A 19,320-nucleotide genomic window follows, 5' to 3' on the forward strand; every position below is an offset into this window, starting at 1 on the left:
ATAATATTCCATTATCGTCATTTTTCGTTATTCGCCAAAAACAGCCTGTGAAAAAAATGGCACGCTTTCCCGTAATGAAATATTTTTTGCAACGAAAACAGGGGGCCTCTGTTGGCAGCAGGCTGCCCCTGTCTAAGACGTTTTGCTAATACCTGCCGCCGCAGGCTCACTGTTAGGCTGTCATCCCCATAAGAGACCAGTGACGGGCAGGATGCCCATGTCGCTTGCTGATCTCTGAATCATCCCGAAACAGCCCGTTTTGTGCCACCTGTGAGGAAGGAATCCGATGACAGTGCAGAACATCTATGAGCGCGACCTTGCCAAAACTGCCGCCAATTTCGAGGCCCTGACCCCCATCAGCTTTTTGGGGCGGGCGGAGCGGGTCTATCCCGACTATCCGGCGCTGATCCACGGCCCGCTGCGCCAGAGCTGGGGCGAGACCGCCCGCCGTTGCCGCCAGCTTGCCTCAGCCCTGCGGCTGCGCGGCATCGGGGAGGGGGATACCGTCTCCATCGTTGCGCCCAATATCCCTGCGATGTTTGAAGTACACTTCGGGGTGCCCATGAGCGGCGCCGTGCTCAACACCATCAATACCCGGCTCGATGCCGAGTCGATGGCTTTTATCTTTCAGCATGCCCAGAGCAAGGTGGTGCTGGTGGACAGGGAGTTTGGTGCCGTTGTGTGCAAGGCATTGGATCTGCTGAAGAGCCAACCGCTGATCATCGCCATCGACGATCCCCTCTACCGGGAAGGGGCGCTTGTCAGTGACCTCGACTATGAGACCTTTATTGCCACTGGTAACGGCGATGAACCCGGCTGGCTGCCACAAGATGAGTGGCAGGCCATCTCCCTTAACTACACCTCCGGCACTACCGGCAATCCCAAGGGGGTGGTCTATCACCATCGCGGCGCCCACCTCAACGCCATCAACAACGTGCTCTCCTGGGAGCTGCCCAAACATCCCGTCTATCTCTGGACCTTGCCGATGTTTCACTGCAACGGCTGGTGCTTCCCCTGGACGCTGGCGGCCACCGCCGGGGTGAGCGTCTGCTTGCGCCATGTGCAGGCCGCCGCCATTTATGAGGCGCTGCACGAGCACAAGGTGAGCCATTTTTGCGCGGCGCCCATCGTGCTCAATATGCTCAACAATGCCGATCCGGCGCTCAAGCGGGGGCTGGATCACCCCATCAAGGTGATGACCGCTGGCGCTGCGCCCCCCGCCACCGTGATCGCCGGGATGGAGGCGATGGGGATCGCTGTGACCCACGTCTATGGCCTGACCGAAACCTATGGCCCCTGCGTGTTGTGCGAACCGCAAAGAAGCTGGCAGGGGCAGGATGCCACTGCGCTCTCCCGCCTCAAGGCGCGCCAGGGGGTTGCATCGCCTCTGCAGGGGGAGATGCGGGTCATCAATCCGGTCAGCGGCGAACCGGTGGCCAAAGATGGCAAAACCATGGGGGAGATAGTGCTGCGCGGTAATGTGGTGATGAAGGGCTATCTAAAAAATCCGGCGGCCAGTGCCGAGGCGATGGCGGAGGGGTGGTTTCGCAGTGGCGATCTGGCGGTGTGGCACCCGGATGGTTATGTGGAGATTAAGGACAGATCCAAGGACATCATCATCTCCGGTGGGGAAAACATCTCCAGTCTGGAGGTGGAAGATGTGCTCTATCGCCATCCCGATGTGGACGAAGCGGCAGTGATCGCCATGCCCGATGAGAAGTGGGGGGAAGTACCCTGCGCCTTCGTGAAATTGAAAGAGGGGCGAGAGACTACCCAGGCGGAGTTGATCGCCTTTTGCCGGGAGCAGATGGCCCACTTCAAGGCCCCCAAACGCATCATCTTCACCCCATTGCCCAAGACCTCGACCGGCAAGGTGCAAAAATTCGTGCTGCGCAAACAGCTGGGGTAGCGGTCTGTTCGTAAGGAGCCAGCACAGACTTTCATAGAAGGGAGAAACGAGGGAGCATGGAGGGCTGCTGGCCCTCCCGTTGTATGGCTAGGGTGCCTTGCAGGCGACGCAGTTGCGGCCGCTCTGTTTAGCCTGATAGAGCATCTGATCGGCGCGGGCGTAGAGGCTCTCCATCAGCTCCCCTTCGCCATTTTCCACCAGTCCGGCGCTGATGGTGATAACCAGCTTATCCCCATCGGGCAGGGGCAGCGGGCTTTGCATCACCTGCAGGCGCAGCCGCTCGGCCAGGGATGCGGCGGCCAAGAGGGTGGTGTTGGGCAGCAAGATGGCAAACTCGTCACCGCCGATGCGGGCCAGCACATCTTCGCTGCGCAGCACCGATTGCATCACCCTGCCCAGATGCACCAGCGCGCTATCCCCAAGGGGGTGACCGAAGCGATCGTTGATGCACTTGAACTGATCCACATCCAGCACCATCAGCACCGAGGTGAGGTGGTGGCGCATGTCCAGACTGAGGTTCTTCTCGCACATCTCGAAAAAGAAACGGCGGTTGTAGAGACCGGTGAGGCCATCGCGCACCGACTGCTGGTGTAGCTGCTCCTTGAGCTGGTGCAGTTCGGTAATGTCGGAGGAGATCCCGATCAGGGTCGGGGTGCCATCCCCCAGCAGAAAGGGCACCTTGACCGACCAGTAGTAGTGCTGATTGCCTTCGGGATCGGTCAGCATCTCTTCCCCGGCTTGCAGCTCGCCGGTTTCGAATACCCGGTTGTCCAGCCGCCACAGCTGGCAGGCGCTGGCAGCCGGGATCACCTCATCATCGCGCCGATTGATGATCTGCTCGGCAGGAAGGCCCAGCAGATCGGCGACCTTTTGGTTGACGTAGAGAAAGCGGTGCAGGCTGTCCTTCATATAGATATGGGCATCCACGTTGGCGAGGATGATTTCCAGCAGCTGATGCTGCTCCGCCATGCGGGCCTCAATCAGCTTGTGTTCGGTGATATCGGTGGAGATGCCGCACAGGCCGATCAGGTTGCCATCCTTGTCATGGATGGGCTTTTTAACGGTCCAGTAGCAGCGCTTTTCCCCGGTGGATTTGAGGTAGTTGATCTCCTCCTGGGCGATGGCGAGTTGTTGCTCCATTACCAACCGGTCGTTGCGTTGAATGGTGTCGGAGAATTCGAGATCAAAAAAGGCCCGATCATCCTGCCCCTGCAACTCGGCGAGGGTGCAACCAAAGAGATCCAGCACCGCCTGATTGGCATAGGTGTAACGGCCCGCCAGATCCTTGGTAAACATGTAGGCGTCCGTCTCGTTGAAGATGGCTTTGAGGTGATCCAGCTCATGCTGTAACTGGATAGAGAAGGGTTCATTCTTCATGGGGTTAACCATCCTTGGTCAATGGAGTCGTTGTATACCGCGCTAATATATGTACCAACGGTTTAAATTAAGCACTGAACAGGCCATATTTCGTGTTTATTTCCGCAAGTTCTGCGCCATGTCACACGATTGTCATCGTTGGTGTGGTCAAAGGAAATCAACTGAGTCCGTGGCTATGCAGATAACCGTCCCACCTATATCGGCCCGGCATCGTGGGCCAGCAGCAGAGCAATTGCCCGGCAGTTAAATACGCCAGCCCGAGCGGCAGAAAGGGCAACAAACAGGTCTTTAATCAAACAATTTTCACTGTGCCCCTGATATCATCCTCAGCAACGCAATATGGAGAGATTCGAGATGGCAGTGGCACCGTTTAATTGGGATGACGTTGTTCAGTGGGACGGGCCGGGGGCCATTGCGGGTAGCGAAGAGATCTTGAGTGCCGATCGGCTTGATCGTGCCCGCTATGCAGAGTTTCTGACCAACTACTTGGCCGCCGAAGGCAAGCAGCGCAACTATGTGCTCAACCTCAATGCCGAGTGGGGGGCGGGTAAAACCTGGTTTATCAAGCGCTGGTATATGGAGCTGAAAGCGCATTATCCCACCGTCTATATCGATGCCTGGCAGCAGGACTTTTCCGACGATCCCTTGCTGACGGTGATTTCGTCGATTATTGATCAATTGAGAGATGCAACAGGAAATAAGGTTGCAATACCTGATGGCATCAAGTCCAAACTATTGGGTTTGCTCAAGGTGGGCGGAAAATTGGTGCTCAAGTCAGCCATTAAAAAAGCTGGATGGGAAGATAGTGATTTTTCTGTGGAAGGCGAAGATGCAGATAAGCTGGTTGATACGCTTTGTAGCAATCACAAAGAGCGTTATGAATCTATCCAGTATCTTAAACAAGAAATTAGGCAATGGGTGGAAGGTGCTGTTGCTTTAGGTAACGGAGAGTTAGATTATCCTGCTTTTATTTTGATTGATGAGCTGGATCGCTGTCGCCCCTCCTATGCGGTAGAAATGCTGGAGACCATAAAACATATTTTTGATATTCCCGGCGTGGTGTTTGTACTTGCAACCGATACCGAGCAGTTACAGCATGCTATCAAGGTCATTTATGGCGATGGTTTTGATGCAGAAAGTTATCTTGGCCGATTTTTTCATAGACGATTTACGTTAGGCTGTATCTCTCGGCGAGAGTTTATTAAGCAGGCAGTTGTAGATAAAAAATTGCATTTTGAGCATGTCACTGTATGGCCTGAGATCACTAATAGCCAAGTATTGGTAAATGTATTAACTGCTGTTTGTGATCATTTTTCATTGAGCTTAAGAAAAACAGCGCAAGTGTTGGATCGAACGATCGCGTCCATCGTAAATTACCAAGGTTGCACATTAAATCTGATTTTTCTTGTTTACCTGTTCTCTCTATGCGAGAAAAATAATGAAGATTATCGCGCTGTAGCGGATGGCAAAATGCCTAAGACAGATAACCATCCTACTTTGAAAGGTTTTAATAGTCTGACAAGTGAGTATGAAGAACAACATTTTCAATGTTTTATAAAAGCAGGGAGTACTGTAGGAAGTTATATTAAGGATGTCGATGGTGAACGATATGCAAATCCATTTAAAGATAGTGAATATATGGTTTCCTTGAGAAAAATTTTAGTCATGTCTTATGAGGGGCTATTGAAGCCGACTTTAGATGATGAATATTCATCTCGTTTTATCTCGTTAACAATAGATTGTGTTAGGCGTATGCGGAATTTGACTGTAGAAGGAAATACTATTTTGGCAGAAAAGGAACTGTCACTATTGGAGCGACGCTTAACAACGTATAAAAATTTAGTTGAGCTGGCCGTGCATCTTGACTAAATAAAGCCGGGATAACCCGGCCTTACTATCCGCTTATTTATTATGCCGCTTATAAAGCCGCTGAACGACATCCTGTAATCCCAGCCCTTCGTTTTGCAACAGCACGGTCAGGTGGTAGAGCAGATCGGCGGATTCGTTGATAAGCTCCTCCCGATCCTTGGCCATGGCGGCCAGCGCAACTTCCACACCCTCTTCACCCACCTTCTGGGCGATGCGCTTGGTCCCTTTGCCGTAGAGGCTGGCGGTGTAGCTGGTGGCCGGATCGGCCCCTTTGCGGGCGGCCAGCACTTGCTCCAGCTCTGCCAAAAAACCGAGCGGTGGCAGAGGGTGGCCGTTAAAGCATGAGGTAGTGCCCTTGTGGCAAGTGGGGCCGACGGGGTTGGCGGCAATCAGCAGGGAATCCTGATCGCAGTCGGTGCTGATAGCCACGAGCTTGAGCACATTGCCCGAGCTTTCACCCTTGGTCCAGAGCCGCTGTTTGCTGCGGCTAAAGAAGGTGACCTGACCGGTAGTCAGGGTCTTTTCCAGCGCTTCACGGGTCATAAAGCCCTGCATCAGCACCTCGCCGCTGGCGGCGTGCTGGACGATGGCGGGGATCATGCCATCGCATTTTGTCCAATCGAGCTGATCGGCAAGGGGGCGCGCGCTGGCGGTTGTTTGTGTGTTATCTGAGAAGTTATTCACGGATGGCGACTCCTTCGGTTTTCAGCCAGCGTTTCAATTCGGGAATGGGGATGAGACCCTTGTGGAACACAGAGGCGGCCAGCGCCCCGTCCACATCGGCGAGGGTAAAGGCATCGCGAAAGTGCGCCATGGCACCGGCGCCGCCGGAGGCAATCAGCGGCACCTTGCAGACGCTGCGCACCAGCTTGAGCTGGTCGAGATCATAACCCTGACGCATGCCGTCCTGATTCATCACGTTCAGCACAATTTCGCCCGCGCCGCGCATTTGCACCTCCTGCACCCAATCGAGGGTGTGCCAGGCGGTGGTGCGGGTGCGGCTCTCGTCACCGGTAAACTGTTTGACCTGATAGTGGCCTGTTTCGGCATCGAAGTAGGAGTCAATGCCCACCACTACGCACTGCACGCCAAAGCGCTCGGCCAGTCGGCTGATCAGGGTCGAGTCGGCAAGGGCCGGAGAGTTGATGGAGACCTTGTCGGCGCCAAATTCGAGGATCTGGCGGGCGTCTTCCACGCTCTTGATGCCACCGGCGACGCAGAAGGGGATATCGATCACCTCCGCCACCCGGCTCACCCAGCTCTTGTCTACCACCCGCGCATCGCTGGAGGCGGTGATGTCATAGAACACCAGCTCGTCAGCGCCCTCTTCGGCGTAGCGGCGCGCCAGCTCGACTATGCCGCCCATCACCTCGTGGTTGCGAAACTGCACCCCTTTGACCACCACACCATCTTTCACGTCGAGGCAGGGGATAATGCGTCTTGCCAGCATCAGTTGCCTCCTGTGGTGTCGGCTGCGGGGGCTTGCCAGCAGGCGATGGCGTCACCCACCGAGAACTTGCCCTCCAGCAGGGCGCGGCCAAGGATGATCCCCTTGACGCCGGAGCCCTTGAGCGCCTCGATGTCTGCGATGCCGCCAATGCCGCCGGAAGCCTGAAAAGCGATGCTCGGGTAGCGGGCGCAGAGATCCCGATAGAGTTCGACGTTGGTGCCAGCCAGGGTGCCGTCACGGCTGATGTCGGTGCAGAGCACATGCTTGAGCCCAGCGGGGAGGAAGCGCTCGATCAGTGCTTCGATGGTCACGCCGCTGTTCTCCTGCCAGCCTGCCACCGCGATATGGCGATTGCCCTGGGCATCGATATTGACGTCCAGCGCCAGCACGATCTGCTCGGGGCCATATTTCTCCATCCAGCTGGCTACCAGATCCGGGGATTTGACGGCGGTGGAGCCAATCACCACCCGGCTGGCACCGGCGGCCAGCAGATCTGCCACATCCTGTTCGGTGCGCACGCCGCCACCGACCTGCACCGGCGCCTCGGTGGCCGACAGCAGTTGGGTCAGCAGGGGCAGCTGGCGCGCCTTGGCATCCTTGGCACCGTCCAGATCCACCAGATGGAGCTGCACCGCCCCCTGGGAGACATATTCGTCGAAGCGGGCCTGCGGGCTGCTGCTGTATTCGGTCTTCTGCTGGTAGTCCCCCTGATAGAGGCGAACTACCTGACCGTTGATAAGGTCAATTGCGGGAATGATCATGCTAGTCACAGCTCCAGAAAATTTTGCAGCAAACGGGCACCGGCTGCGCCTGAGCGTTCCGGGTGGAATTGGGCGCCGAAGAAGTTGCTGTGCTCTGCAACCCCACCAACGATGGCGGTAAACGGCTGGCCGTAGTCGCAGGTCGCCAGCGTCGCGTCGGTCACCTCCAGCGCATAGGAGTGCACGAAGTAGAAGTAGCTGCCGCTCGGGATCCCCTTGAGCAGAGGATGGGTCTCGTCATGCTCAATCTGGTTCCAGCCCATATGGGGCAGGCGCATGCTTGACTGGTGTAAGGTGCCGACCTCCATCAGCCGGATCTTGCCCGGCACTATGCCAAGGCAGTCGATAAGCTGCTCTGACGAGTCATCCGTACCCATGCTCTCTTCGGAGGCCTCAGCCAGCATCTGCATACCGAGGCAAAAGCCGAGCAGCGGCTGCTTGGCGGCGCGAATAAGGGGCACCAGTCCGCGCTCGTTGAGGTTTTTCATGGCGGCCACCGCGGTGCCGACACCGGGCAGGATCAGCTTGTTCGCCTGCTCGATATCGGCGGCCTGGCTGGAGACCAGCGGCTGCACGCCGAGGCGCTCGAACGCCATTCTGACCGAGGCCAGATTGGCGCAGCCAGTATCGATAATGACCAGCTTCTGCTTGCTCACATCCATCACAGCACTCCCTTGCTGGAGGGAAGTTCGCTCCCTTCCACCCGAATGGCCTGACGCAGGGCGCGGCCAAAGCCTTTGAACAGCGCCTCCACCTGATGGTGGGTGTTGCCGCTGCCCACCTTCATCTGCAATGTGATGGCCATGGCGTCCGAGAGGGAGCGGAAGAAGTGGGGCACCATCTCGGTGGCCATCTCGCCCACGCTGTCGCGGCCAAAGCCGCTCGGGCAGTCAAACACGAAGTAGGGGCGACCGCTGAGATCCAGCGCGGTACTCACTTCCTGCTCGGTCAGCGGACGCGCATCGATCACCGCCTGCACCTCGTCCATCGCCAGCACGAAGCCGAAACGGCCGATACCGCGCTTGTTGCCAAGGGCCTGACGCAGCGCCTGACCGAGGGCCAGTCCGACATCTTCCACCGTGTGGTGATCATCGATGTGCAGATCGCCGCTGACGTTCAGCTTGAGCTGGAAACCGGCGTGGGTCGCTATCTGATCCAGCATGTGATCAAAGAAGCCGATACCGGTGGCGATCTGGTTGCCGCCGCTCTTATCCAAGTCAACTGCTACCTGAATGCGGGTCTCCTTGGTGTAGCGTTCCACCGAGGCTACGCGCCCCTTGGATAACAGCTGATCACGGATGGCGAGCCAGTCGTGATCCTGCGGGTGGTAGCGAATCCCGCTAATGCCCATGTTCTCTGCCAGCTGCAGATCGGTCTGTCTGTCACCAATCACGAAGGAGTTGGCAAAGTCGATGCGGCCCGAGGCGAGGTACTCCTTCACCAACCCGAGGTGGGGCTTGCGACAGCTGCAACCGTCGGTGGGGAAGTGCGGGCAGATCAGCACCTGTTCCCAGTTCACTCCTTGCGATTCAAACAGGTGCATCATCAGGTCGTGGGGTGGCTGGAAGTTCTCCAGCGGCAGGCTGGCGGTGCCCAGTCCATCCTGATTGGTCACCATCACCAGCACGTAACCGGCGGCCTGCAACTCGCGCAGCACCGGAATGACCATGGGTTCGAAGCGCAGCTTGGCGAGGCTATCCACCTGCTTGTCGGTCACCGGCTCTTCAATCAGGGTGCCGTCGCGGTCGATAAACAAAAACGGGGTCTTCATCGCTACATCCTTGTCTTAAAAAGAGGGAGAGGGCAGGTCACGCAATACCGCCAGCACGGCATCCATCTCGCCCTGATAGCCGATGGTGATGCGAATGCTGTTGTCCAGACCCGGCTTGCTGGAGAAATCCCGCAGAATGATGCCGGCGGCCTTCATGGCGGCAAAGACGGTGGCGCCATCCACAAAGCGCACCAGCACGAAGTTGCCCTTGTCCTCGAATACTTCCTTCACGCAGGCAAGCTTTGTCAGCTCTGCCTTGAAGGCGGCTTTTTGCTTGTTGAGCTCTACCACTCGCTCTTGCATCAGCTCCAGTCCCATGGGGGAGAGGGCCTGCGCCGCGATCTGGGCGATAGGCTCGGGGATGGGATAGGGGGCGATCACCTTGGCCAGCATGGCGATCACCTCGGGGCTTGCCAGCGTAAAGCCGCAGCGGATCCCCGCCAGGGCAAAAGCTTTGGAGAGGGTGCGGGTCACCACCAGATTGGGGAAGCGGGCCAGCAGGTCCACCACGGACGCTTCCGGGCAGAACTCGATATAGGCCTCGTCCACCACCACGATGGCGCGATCCCTAGCTTTTTCCAGCAAAGCGATAAGGCCGTCGCGACCCACCAAATCCCCGGTGGGGTTGTTGGGGGAGCAGAGAAACACCAGTTTCACGTCGGACAGGCGATCGGCAATGGCGGGCCAGTCCGGCTGGCGGTTGGCGGTCAGCGGCTGTTCGACGATGCCGACGCCACAGGTCTCGGCGCTGATGGCGTACATGCCGTAGGTGGGCGGGCAGATCAGGATCTGATCTTCACCCGCTTCGCAGAAGGTGCGAATAAGCAGCTCGATGGCCTCGTCGGCGCCGCGGCTCACCAGCACCTGATCGGGATTGACCCCGGCGTAGGCGGCATAGCCGTTCACCACCTCGGCCGGTTGGCACTCGGGGTAGCGGTTGAGGCGGCTCCCCTCGATGGTAAAGGGATAGGCCTGCGGCGCCTCGTTGGCGTTGAGCCAGACGTGGCCCTTGCCGCCGATGCGGCGGGCGGATTGATAAGGGGTGAGGGCCCGCACCACGCGGCGCGCCAGATTGGCAATGCTCATGACAAATCCTTCTGCTGTGCTGTTGGTTGGGGCGCGGCGGCCAGGGCGTTCAATCTGAGGGTGACGGCATTTTTGTGGCCATCGAGCCCCTCAGCCTGGGCGATGCGCTCGACAATGGGGCCAAGGCCGCGAATACCTTCGGCGCTCAGCTCCTGCACCGTGTAGCGGCGCTGATAATCGGCGAGGCCAAGGCTCGAGCAGGTGCGGGCATAGCCATAGGTGGGCAGGGTGTGGTTGGTGCCGCTGGCGTAATCGCCGACCGACTCGGGGGTCCATGTTCCCAGAAAGATGGAACCGGCATTCTCAAGCTGGTCCAGCAGCTCGCGGGGTGCGCGGGTCTGAACGATCAGGTGTTCCGGCGCGTAGGCGTTGGAGATGGCACACGCCTCGGCCAGATCGTCACAGAGGATCACCAGACTGCTGCCGAGTGCCTGGGCGGCGATATCGCGGCGGCTCAACTTGGCCTGCTGGCTCTTGATCTCCCCTGCGATGGCATCGGCCAGCAGCGGCGAGGTGGTCACCAGCACTACCTGACTGTCTGGGCCGTGCTCGGCCTGGGAGAGCAGATCCGCTGCCACGAAGGCGGGGTTGGCGCTCTCGTCGGCAATCACCAGTACCTCGGAGGGGCCGGCCGGCATGTCGATGGCGGCGCCGCGCCAGTCGCGCGAAACCTGCCCCTTGGCTTCGGTCACATAGGCGTTGCCCGGGCCGAAGATCTTGTCCACTTTGGGAATGCTCTCGGTGCCGTAAGCCATGGCGGCGATGGCTTGGGCGCCGCCAATGGCGAACACCTTCTCGACCCCACAGGCGCGAGCGGCAAACAGGATCTCGTCGCTCGCCGGAGACGGGGTGCAGAGCACCACTTCACGGCAACCGGCGATAGCAGCCGGAATGGCCAGCATCATCACGGTGGAGGGGAGCGGCGCGCTGCCCCCCGGCACATAGAGGCCGACCCGGCTGATGGGTTGGGTGCGCAGCTCGCACACCACCCCGGGTTGGGTTTCCACTCTTACCACCGGCTGCACTTGTGCGGCATGAAAGGTTCGAATGTTGGCAATGGCCGCTTCGATGGCATTTTTGATGTCGTTATCCAGCCGCGTGCAGGCGGCTTCAATCTCATCTTCGCTGACGCGCAACTGCTCACGGGGGGCGCGCTCGAAGCGCAGGCTCAGCTCGCGCAGGGCCTCATCGCCCCGGCTGCGTACCGCTGCAATGATATCCCGCACCACGGCACCAATATCGGCCTCGTCATTGAGAGCGGGCCGGGTCAGTACATCGGCCTGCTGGGCGGGGGAGAGGGTCTTCCAGATCAGGGTCTGCATGATGTCCCTTCCTTATTCCATCATCTTTTCGATGGGCAGCACCAGAATGGAGCTGGCACCCAGCGCCTTGAGCTGTTCCATGGTCTCCCAGAACAGGGTCTCGCTGGAGACGACGTGCAGGGCCACCTGATTGGTGTCACCGGCCAGTTGCATGATGGTGGGGCGCTCGGCACCCGGCAGCAGATCGGTGATGGCATCGAGCTTCTCTTTGGGGGCGTGCAGCATGATGTACTTGCTCTCGCGCGCCTGCTGCATCCCCTGAATGCGGGGCAGCAGGGTGTCGATGATCTTCTGCTTGGCATCGGACAAGGGGTTGGGGGCCTGTACCAGCACCGCTTTGGAGCGGTAGATCACCTCTACTTCTTTCAGACCATTGGCTTCCAGGGTCGCTCCGGTGGAGACCAGATCGCAGATGGCATCGGCGAGACCCGCGCGCGGTGCCACTTCCACCGAGCCGCCCAGCATCACGCTCTTGAAATTGAGCCCTTTTTCGTCAAAGAAGCGCTTGAGCAGCCCGGGATAGGAGGTGGCGATGCGTTTGCCGGCCAAGCTCTCTGGCCCTGTGTAGGCCACATCTTCCGGCACCGCCAGCGAGAGGCGGCAGCCGCCAAAATCGAGCTGCTTGAGAGTCTTGACCGCAAAGGGCTGACCCTGAGAAGCGCGGATCAGCTGCACCTCTTCCAGCACGTTCTCGCCGATGATGCCAAGGTCGACCACCCCTTCCATTACCAGCCCCGGGATGTCGTCATCGCGCACCCGCAGGATATCGATGGGCATGTTCTCGACATGGGCGATAAGGCGCTGCTCGCGCAGGTTGATCTTGAGGCCGCAGCTCTTGAACAGAGCTTGGGAGTCCTGGCTCAGACGACCGGACTTTTGCATGGCGATACGCAGACGTTGTGTTTCCATTGCTCGATTTCCTTTTAGTCAAAAACGAAAAAACCCTCGGAAGTGGGTGCTTCCGAGGGTTTATGAATCTTGCGGTCCTTTTGGAAGTCACCAGTAACGTGTCTTCCAGCAGTCAACCTCCTGAAAGACTATTCGGGATGATGATGGTGGTGATGAGTCTTCAGGGTGGTGAACTTCATGTAATCAATCCTTTACAAAATAATATGTCGTAATTGACGCCTGATTTACACTACCTGCCTTGACAGAAAATGCAACCCGAAATTGTGATTTGATCGATTAAAGTGGCGAAAACGGTTTTCTGGCCGATAACTAGACAATAACCCCTTGCAGGAGTCGCCATCATGCCCAGCCAGGACCTGTTGTTTCCCATTTTGCCCAGGGCACCCGCTGCGCCCGGCAGCGAAGAGATCAAGCGGGAAGTGAACCAGATCAGCAAAAAGCACCAGCTGCGCAAGACCGGCACTGACAACAGTGACTCCCAGCAGCGCCAGCAGGCGTATAATACGCCCGCCAAACGTGATCAGCCCAAGGCGGAGGAGGGTGATCACAAGCCGGACCCCGAGCATCAGATCGATCTGTTCGTCTAGGCAGATTATCTGTCCCGCTTTTGCCCCGCTTTTGGCATAATGGCCGCTTTTGCTGCGGGACGCCCTTTTGACCATCCAGACCCTGTTCAAGCCAGATGGCCCTCTGGCCAGCCATATCGACGGTTTCAAAGCCCGCGCTCCCCAACTGGAGATGGCCGAAGCGGTCGCACGCGCCATCAAAAGTGGTGGCCGTCTGTTGGTGGAGGCAGGAACCGGTACCGGCAAGACCTACGCCTATCTGGTCCCTGCGCTGGAATCCGGCAAGCGGGTGGTGATCAGTACTGGCTCCAAGAACCTGCAGGAGCAGCTCTTCTATCGGGATCTCCCGACCATCACAGGGGCGCTCTCCTACACCCCACCGGTGGCCCTGCTCAAGGGGCGCAGCAACTATCTCTGCATCGAGCGTATGAACCGGCTCTTGAGCGAATCCCATCTGCAAAAGCCTGAAATTCTCAACGATCTGGTGAAGGTCAAATCCTGGTCCACTGCTACCGATAACGGCGATGTGGGGGATATTCCGGGATTGCAGGAGAACGCCGAGATCCTCGCCCACGTCACCAGCACCAACGACAACTGCCTCGGTCGGGATTGCCCCTATTACGACGACTGCCATCTGGTGGTGGCCCGCCGCCGCGCCATGGACGCCCAGGTGGTGGTGATCAACCATCACCTCTTCTTCGCCGATATGGCGGTCAAAGACACCGGATTTGGCGAGCTGGTACCGGAAGCTCAGGTCTATGTGTTTGATGAAGCCCATCAGCTGCCGGAGATCGCCACCAGCTACTTTGGCAAGTCGGTGGGCAGCCGTACCATTCTGGATTTGGCACAGGATATCCAGCTCGCCTATCGGGCCGAGGCCCACGATATGGCCCAGCTCGGCAAGGCAGCGGACCGGCTTGCCATCGCCAGTCAGGATCTGCGTCTGGCCTTCGGGGTAGATGGCGGTCGTGGCAATACCCGCGACATGCTGCGCCAGCCGCTTTGGGGGCAGGCTCTGGCTCGTCTTAACGATGCCATCGGGCTCTGCTACGAGGTGCTGAAACTGGCTCTCGGCCGTGGCGAGCAGCTGGATCACGCCTTCGAGCGCATCAGTGAACTGCGCACCCGTCTTGGCGAGGTGCTGGCGGTTAACCAGACCGGTTTCTCCTACTGGTACGACTGCTCACGGCTTCATTTCACCCTCAATCTCACGCCGCTGTCGGTGGCCGAGCGATTCAGTGCCGAGGTGCAAAGACCGGAAGTGGCCTGGGTCTTCACCTCCGCCACCTTGACGGTGGATATGCGGTTTGATCACTTCAAAGCCGAGCTGGGGCTGGCGGGCAGCGCCGAGCTTATTCTCGACAGCCCGTTCGACTATGGCGAGCAGGCGCGGCTCTGTGTGCCCCGTTATCTGCCGGAGCCCAACGCCTTTGGCCGTGGCGAGCAGCTGGCCAAGCTGATGATCCCCCTCATCAACAGAACGCCGGGGGGCTGTTTCTTCCTCTGCACCAGCCATCAGGTGATGCGTCAGGTGGCCGAGGTGCTGCGCCGGGAGATTGGCCGCACCGTCTTATTGCAGGGGGAGGACAACAAGCAGCGGTTGCTCAAGGAGTTTGTCGAGAATGGCCGTGCCGTGCTGGTGGCGACCAGCAGTTTCTGGGAGGGGATCGACGTAAGAGGGGCGGCGTTGTCGTGTGTTATCATCGACAAGCTGCCGTTTGCCAGCCCCGATGATCCGCTGCTCAAGGCGCGGGTGGATGATTGCAAGCTCAAGGGGGGCGATCCCTTCGCCGAGCTGCAGTTGCCCAAGGCGGTGATTGCCCTCAAACAGGGGGTGGGGCGGCTTATTCGTGATCGCAGTGATCACGGGGTGCTGGTGATCTGTGATCCCCGAATGGTCAATAAGCCTTACGGCGCCACCTTTATCAAGAGTCTGCCCGCCATCCCTCGCACCCGGGAGTTGGGAACGTTAGGGAGTTTTTTCGATCGCACTGAACGCGGTGAATAAGTGTGCCGCCAGCTAACAGATTTGAACAACGGGTGAGCATATCTCGCTTGCCGGTTATGTAATTGACTGATTTTATAGAGATTGGAAAGCATGAATGAGTTGAAGATCCTGGCCGTTGATACCGCCACTGAAGCCTGCTCCGCCGCCTTGCTGGTGGGTGACAAGCTGTTCTCCCGCTGGGAGGAGGCGCCACGGGATCACACCCGAAAAATCCTGCCCATGGTTCAGGCTGTGTTAGAGGATGCCGGGATAAGTTTGAGTGACCTCGATGCCATCGCGTTCGGTCGCGGCCCGGGCTCCTTTACCGGCGTGCGGATCGGCATCAGTGTGGCGCAAGGTCTGGCGTTTGGCGCGGGAGTGCCGCTGATTGGCATCTCGACCCTGGCCGCCATGGCGCAAGGCGCCTATCGACTGGATGGCGCCGAGCAGGTGCTGACCGCCATTGATGCGCGGATGAACGAGGTCTATTTCGGCCGCTATGAGCTAATTGATGACCGCATGCAGCTGGTGGGGGATGAGGTGGTGAGCGAGCCCGCGGCACTGGTTGACGTCCGTGGCAAGCTGGCGGGTCGGGTGACCTGCGTCGGCACCGGTTTTGAAACCTATGGCGAGACCCTGAGTGGTCTGGCCGATGAGCTGGCGGTGAGTCAGGTGCGCTTCCCGGCGGCAGAAGACATGCTGCCGCTGGCCCGCGCCGCCTGGCTGGCGGGGGAGGCGGTGCCGGTTGAACAAGCGACGCCGGTCTATTTGCGTGACAAGGTGACCTGGAAAAAACTGCCGGGTCGCGAATAAGGGCAGGAGCACTGATGTCATGTCGCTCTTGCCGCTCATCAGCTGCAATAAAAGCGGATGGCCCGACGGGCCACGCCGGCAACAGGAGAGTGACATGATGCGTAATAGCAGAAGCGACATGATGAAACGCGGGATGGTGGTCGGGGCGCTGGCTCTGCTGCTCGGGGCCTGCAGCTCGGTACCCAAGGAGCTGGACTATGAGCCAGAAAACCAGCTGGTGGCCTATCAGCCCGCCCTTGGCGGGATGGAGGGCAAACCGGCCCGCTGGAGCGGCGTTATCTCGGCGGTGCACAACAAGGCGGATCAGAGCGTTATTGAAGTGGTCTATTTGCCGCTCAAGTCCAACGGTGTGCCGGAGCAGACCGAGCAGAGCCCGGGCCGTTTTCTGGCCATCATGAAGGGTTTTGTCGATCCGACCCTCTATGCCAAGGGGCGCAGCCTGACGGTGCTCGGCACCATAGGCCAACCGGTTGATAGCCAGATTGGCGAGCACAAGTACCGCTTCTCGGTGCTCAATGTGACGGGCAGCAAGCTGTGGCCGCCAGTCAAGGAGGTGGAGGTGCGCTATATGGACCCCTACTTCTACGACCCCTTCTATGATCCCTTCTGGCCGAGACGGCCGCTGCGTCGCTAAGGCTTGCCATGATCAACCCCATGATGAGTACTCTGTACGAACGTCTGCTGACCCTGGCTGATGGGCGGCGGGTAGCCCTGCTGGATAACCAGTCTGCGGAGCATGATCAGCAGGGCAAACCCCTGCTGATCGCTTTGCATGGCTGGCTCGACAACAGTGCCAGCTTCTTGCCGCTGGCGCCGCATCTGGGGGATTTTCACCTCATCTGTGTCGATCTGCCGGGGCACGGTCACTCCGATCACAAAACCACCCCATATGTCTTTGTCGACTGGCTGGACGATCTCTACCAGATCGTGCAGGCGGCAGGGTGGTCGCGCTTCACTCTGCTCGGTCACTCCCTCGGGGCGTTGATCGCCTCCGCCTATGCCGGGGTGTTCCCCGAACAGGTGGAGCGGTTGATCATGCTGGAGGGGCTGGGGCCGCTGAGCCAACCCGATGAGGAGGTACCTGCCCAGCTGCGACGTGCGATTTTAAACCGCAGTCGCACCCGGGAGCGCAGTGCCAACGGCTTTGCCTCCATCGATGAGGCTGTCGCCGCCCGTTGCAAAGTGGCGGATATCACGCCGCAGGCGGCGCGTCTTATCTGTGAACGGCAGCTTGAAGAGCGGGCAGGGCGCTGGCACTGGCGCAGCGATCCCCGTTTGCGGGATCTGTCGCCCCTGAGAATGAGCGAAGGACAGGCTCGGGCATTGATGGCGGCTATCCGTTGTCCTGTGCTGTTGATTCAGGGGGAGCAGGGCTTTGCTGCGCTGGAAGCCCAATGGCAGGCTCGTCAGGATGCCTTCCAGCAGATCGAGCGGGTCATATTGGGTGGAAACCACCATTTTCATATGGAAAATTCGGTTGATACGGCCGTTTGTATCGTAAAGTTTTGTCAAGTTCGGTAGAATCGCCAGCTTTCAATAATTCCAGGTTTGTTTTCTCCCTCACATTTTTCTGTTGTTAATTTGCTGTTAATTGATGTTGCGCTGTGTAAATATGGGCGGCATTAGAGCATCAGCTTAAAACAACCGATTAAAATGGATGTGAACCGGGACGGAGGCAACACAGTGAGCGCACAGGTGCTAGTTATGCAGGAGAAGTTTGTGGAAAAAGTCTGGCTGAAACGTTATCCGGAAGGGGTCCCCGCCGAGATCAATCCAGACCAATACAGCTCCCTGGTCGAGATGTTCGAATCCTCGGTGACCCAGTTTGCCGATCAGCCCGCCTTCGTCAACATGGGCCAAACCATCACCTACCGCCGGCTGGAAGAGCAGTCCCGCGCCTTTGCTGCCTACCTGCAAAACGAGCTGAAGCTGGAGAAAGGGGATCGGGTTGCGGTGATGATGCCTAACCTGTTGCAATACCCCATCGCCGTGTTCGGCATCCTGCGCGCCGGCATGATCGTGGTCAACGTCAACCCGCTCTATACCCCGCGCGAGCTGGAGCATCAGCTCAAAGATTCCGGTGCCAAAGCCATCGTCATCGTCTCCAACTTCGCCCATACCCTGGAAAAAGTGGTCTACGACACCCCGATCAAGCACGTTATCCTGACCCGGATGGGGGACAATCTGGGGCTGGCCAAGGGCACCTTGGTCAACTTCGTGGTCAAGTACGTCAAGAAGCTGGTGCCGAAATACAATCTGCCCCACGCCACCACCATGCGTCAGGCCCTCTCCAAGGGGCGTTTCCTGCAGTACATCAAGCCGGAGATCACTAACGACGATCTCGCCTTCCTGCAGTACACCGGCGGCACCACCGGTCTCTCCAAAGGGGCCATGCTGACCCATCGCAACATGATTGCCAACGTCGAGCAGTGCCTCGGCGTCTACGGCCCCATGCTGGAGCGTGGCAAGGAGTTTGTGGTCACCGCGCTGCCGCTCTACCACGTTTTTGCCCTGACCGTGAACTGCCTGCTCTTTATGCGCCTTGGCGGTTACAACCTGCTCATCAGCAACCCGCGCGATATCCCGGGTTTTGTCAAAGAGATCAAGAAGTACCCCTTCACCTGCATTACCGGGGTTAACACCCTGTTCAATGCGTTGGTCAACAACGAAGAGTTTCAGGGCATCGCCTTTGACAAGCTCAAGCTGACCATCGGCGGCGGCATGGCAGTGCAGCGCGCGGTTGCGGAGAAGTGGAAGACATTGACCGACACTCCGCTGCTGGAAGGCTACGGCCTGACCGAGTGTTCGCCACTGGTGAGCGTCTGCCCCTACGATCTGACTGATTACAACGGCTCTATCGGTTTGCCGGTCTGCTCTACCGAGATCCGGCTGGTGGATGACAACGGTCAGGTGATCCACGCCCTCGGCACCCCGGGCGAAATGCAGGTGCGCGGCCCGCAAGTGATGGTGGGCTACTGGCAGCGTCCCGAGGCGACCGCCGAAGTGATGCAGGATGGCTGGCTCTGTACCGGTGATATCGCGGTGTGCGACGAGCAGGGCTTCTTCAAGATCGTTGACCGCAAGAAGGACATGATCCTGGTCTCCGGTTTCAACGTCTACCCGAACGAGATCGAAGATGTCGTCGCCCTGCACCCGAAAGTGCTGGAAGTGGCCGCCGTCGGTGTGCCGCACAAGGTTTCCGGTGAGCTGGTGAAGATCTTTGTGGTCAAGAAAGATGCAAAATTGCAGGAGGACGAGATTATTGCCCACTGCCGTAAACATCTGACTGCCTATAAGGTGCCGAAACTGGTAGAATTTCGTGACGAACTTCCCAAGACCAATGTGGGCAAGATCCTGCGCCGCGTACTGCGCGACGAGGAGATTGCCAAGCAATAACCGGACTGCAGCTGCAGAATTATCTGCAAACCAGCACCGTCGTTATGCAAAACCGTGGGTCATCCCACGGTTTTTTCTTTTTGGCCCTGATCAACCGCGCAGGC

The 19,320-nt window shown here is 58.5% G+C and carries 17 protein-coding genes and 1 other annotated feature; of the genes, 8 read left to right on the plus strand and 9 right to left on the minus strand.

Annotation, left to right across the window (positions count from 1 at the left end):
- The first annotated feature begins 286 nt into the window (after positions 1 to 286).
- Positions 287 to 1,909 (plus strand): acyl-CoA synthetase, encoded by a 1,623-nt coding sequence (locus ACTG2W_RS01940; protein ID WP_106843662.1) that lies wholly within the window; start codon positions 287 to 289, stop codon positions 1,907 to 1,909.
- An 87-nt stretch (positions 1,910 to 1,996) separates the two neighbouring features.
- Here the strand turns inward: ACTG2W_RS01940 and ACTG2W_RS01945 are convergent, their stop codons facing one another.
- On the minus strand, positions 1,997 to 3,286 hold the full coding sequence (locus tag ACTG2W_RS01945) for a sensor domain-containing diguanylate cyclase (RefSeq protein ID WP_440016014.1): 1,290 nt from the start codon (positions 3,284 to 3,286) through the stop codon (positions 1,997 to 1,999).
- A 354-nt stretch (positions 3,287 to 3,640) separates the two neighbouring features.
- On the opposite strand from ACTG2W_RS01945, the gene ACTG2W_RS01950 reads away from it, so the two are divergent.
- Positions 3,641 to 5,155 carry a KAP family P-loop NTPase fold protein gene (locus tag ACTG2W_RS01950; RefSeq protein ID WP_440016015.1) on the plus strand — a complete coding sequence of 505 codons (1,515 nt, stop codon included), beginning with the start codon at positions 3,641 to 3,643 and terminating at the stop codon, positions 5,153 to 5,155.
- Between the two features lie 33 nt (positions 5,156 to 5,188).
- Here the strand turns inward: ACTG2W_RS01950 and hisIE are convergent, their stop codons facing one another.
- Genes hisIE through hisG form a run of 8 tightly spaced genes read right to left on the minus strand, consistent with a single transcriptional unit; the run spans position 5,189 to position 12,454 of the window.
- Positions 5,189 to 5,839 (minus strand): bifunctional phosphoribosyl-AMP cyclohydrolase/phosphoribosyl-ATP diphosphatase HisIE, encoded by a 651-nt coding sequence (gene hisIE, locus ACTG2W_RS01955; RefSeq protein ID WP_440016016.1) that lies wholly within the window; start codon positions 5,837 to 5,839, stop codon positions 5,189 to 5,191.
- Positions 5,832 to 6,605, minus strand: a complete 774-nt coding sequence (hisF, locus tag ACTG2W_RS01960; RefSeq protein WP_440016017.1) for an imidazole glycerol phosphate synthase subunit HisF — start codon at positions 6,603 to 6,605, stop codon at positions 5,832 to 5,834. Before hisF ends, hisIE begins: the two co-directional genes overlap by 8 nt.
- On the minus strand, positions 6,605 to 7,366 hold the full coding sequence (gene hisA, locus ACTG2W_RS01965; RefSeq protein WP_440016018.1) for a 1-(5-phosphoribosyl)-5-[(5-phosphoribosylamino)methylideneamino]imidazole-4-carboxamide isomerase: 762 nt from the start codon (positions 7,364 to 7,366) through the stop codon (positions 6,605 to 6,607). Before hisA ends, hisF begins: the two co-directional genes overlap by 1 nt.
- A gap of 5 nt (positions 7,367 to 7,371) precedes the next feature.
- A complete protein-coding gene (hisH, locus tag ACTG2W_RS01970) occupies positions 7,372 to 8,028 on the minus strand; it encodes an imidazole glycerol phosphate synthase subunit HisH (protein WP_440016019.1) in 657 nt (218 codons plus the stop codon).
- Complete coding sequence (gene hisB, locus ACTG2W_RS01975) at positions 8,028 to 9,137, minus strand: bifunctional histidinol-phosphatase/imidazoleglycerol-phosphate dehydratase HisB (protein WP_440016020.1); 1,110 nt, start codon at positions 9,135 to 9,137, stop codon at positions 8,028 to 8,030. Before hisB ends, hisH begins: the two co-directional genes overlap by 1 nt.
- A gap of 15 nt (positions 9,138 to 9,152) precedes the next feature.
- Positions 9,153 to 10,223 (minus strand): histidinol-phosphate transaminase, encoded by a 1,071-nt coding sequence (hisC, locus tag ACTG2W_RS01980; protein WP_440016021.1) that lies wholly within the window; start codon positions 10,221 to 10,223, stop codon positions 9,153 to 9,155.
- Complete coding sequence (gene hisD / locus ACTG2W_RS01985) at positions 10,220 to 11,545, minus strand: histidinol dehydrogenase (RefSeq protein WP_440016022.1); 1,326 nt, start codon at positions 11,543 to 11,545, stop codon at positions 10,220 to 10,222. Before hisD ends, hisC begins: the two co-directional genes overlap by 4 nt.
- Before the next feature lie 12 nt (positions 11,546 to 11,557).
- The gene (hisG, locus tag ACTG2W_RS01990) at positions 11,558 to 12,454 is read right to left on the minus strand and encodes an ATP phosphoribosyltransferase (RefSeq protein ID WP_440016023.1); all 897 of its coding nucleotides are present in this window, start codon (positions 12,452 to 12,454) and stop codon (positions 11,558 to 11,560) included.
- Positions 12,455 to 12,478: 24 nt separating this feature from the next.
- Positions 12,479 to 12,607 (minus strand) — a sequence feature (His leader region).
- A 188-nt stretch (positions 12,608 to 12,795) separates the two neighbouring features.
- Here hisG and ACTG2W_RS01995 point away from each other — a divergent pair.
- From ACTG2W_RS01995 to fadD, 6 genes are all read left to right on the plus strand, one after another.
- A complete protein-coding gene (locus ACTG2W_RS01995; RefSeq protein ID WP_421296098.1) occupies positions 12,796 to 13,041 on the plus strand; it encodes a hypothetical protein in 246 nt (81 codons plus the stop codon).
- A gap of 67 nt (positions 13,042 to 13,108) precedes the next feature.
- Positions 13,109 to 15,028 carry an ATP-dependent DNA helicase gene (locus ACTG2W_RS02000; protein ID WP_440016024.1) on the plus strand — a complete coding sequence of 640 codons (1,920 nt, stop codon included), beginning with the start codon at positions 13,109 to 13,111 and terminating at the stop codon, positions 15,026 to 15,028.
- Positions 15,029 to 15,118: 90 nt separating this feature from the next.
- The gene (gene tsaB / locus ACTG2W_RS02005) at positions 15,119 to 15,820 is read left to right on the plus strand and encodes a tRNA (adenosine(37)-N6)-threonylcarbamoyltransferase complex dimerization subunit type 1 TsaB (protein ID WP_429135143.1); all 702 of its coding nucleotides are present in this window, start codon (positions 15,119 to 15,121) and stop codon (positions 15,818 to 15,820) included.
- Between the two features lie 118 nt (positions 15,821 to 15,938).
- Entirely contained in the window at positions 15,939 to 16,454 is a 516-nt protein-coding gene (locus tag ACTG2W_RS02010; protein WP_374811881.1) for a Slp family lipoprotein, read from the plus strand.
- A 20-nt stretch (positions 16,455 to 16,474) separates the two neighbouring features.
- Complete coding sequence (locus ACTG2W_RS02015) at positions 16,475 to 17,341, plus strand: alpha/beta fold hydrolase (protein WP_075115354.1); 867 nt, start codon at positions 16,475 to 16,477, stop codon at positions 17,339 to 17,341.
- A 198-nt stretch (positions 17,342 to 17,539) separates the two neighbouring features.
- On the plus strand, positions 17,540 to 19,216 hold the full coding sequence (gene fadD, locus ACTG2W_RS02020; protein WP_440016536.1) for a long-chain-fatty-acid--CoA ligase FadD: 1,677 nt from the start codon (positions 17,540 to 17,542) through the stop codon (positions 19,214 to 19,216).
- Positions 19,217 to 19,320 lie beyond the last annotated feature (104 nt).

Origin of the sequence: Aeromonas sp. 96A (genome assembly GCF_051919165.1) — a bacterium.
Classification (GTDB): Bacteria; Pseudomonadota; Gammaproteobacteria; order Enterobacterales; family Aeromonadaceae; genus Aeromonas; species Aeromonas veronii.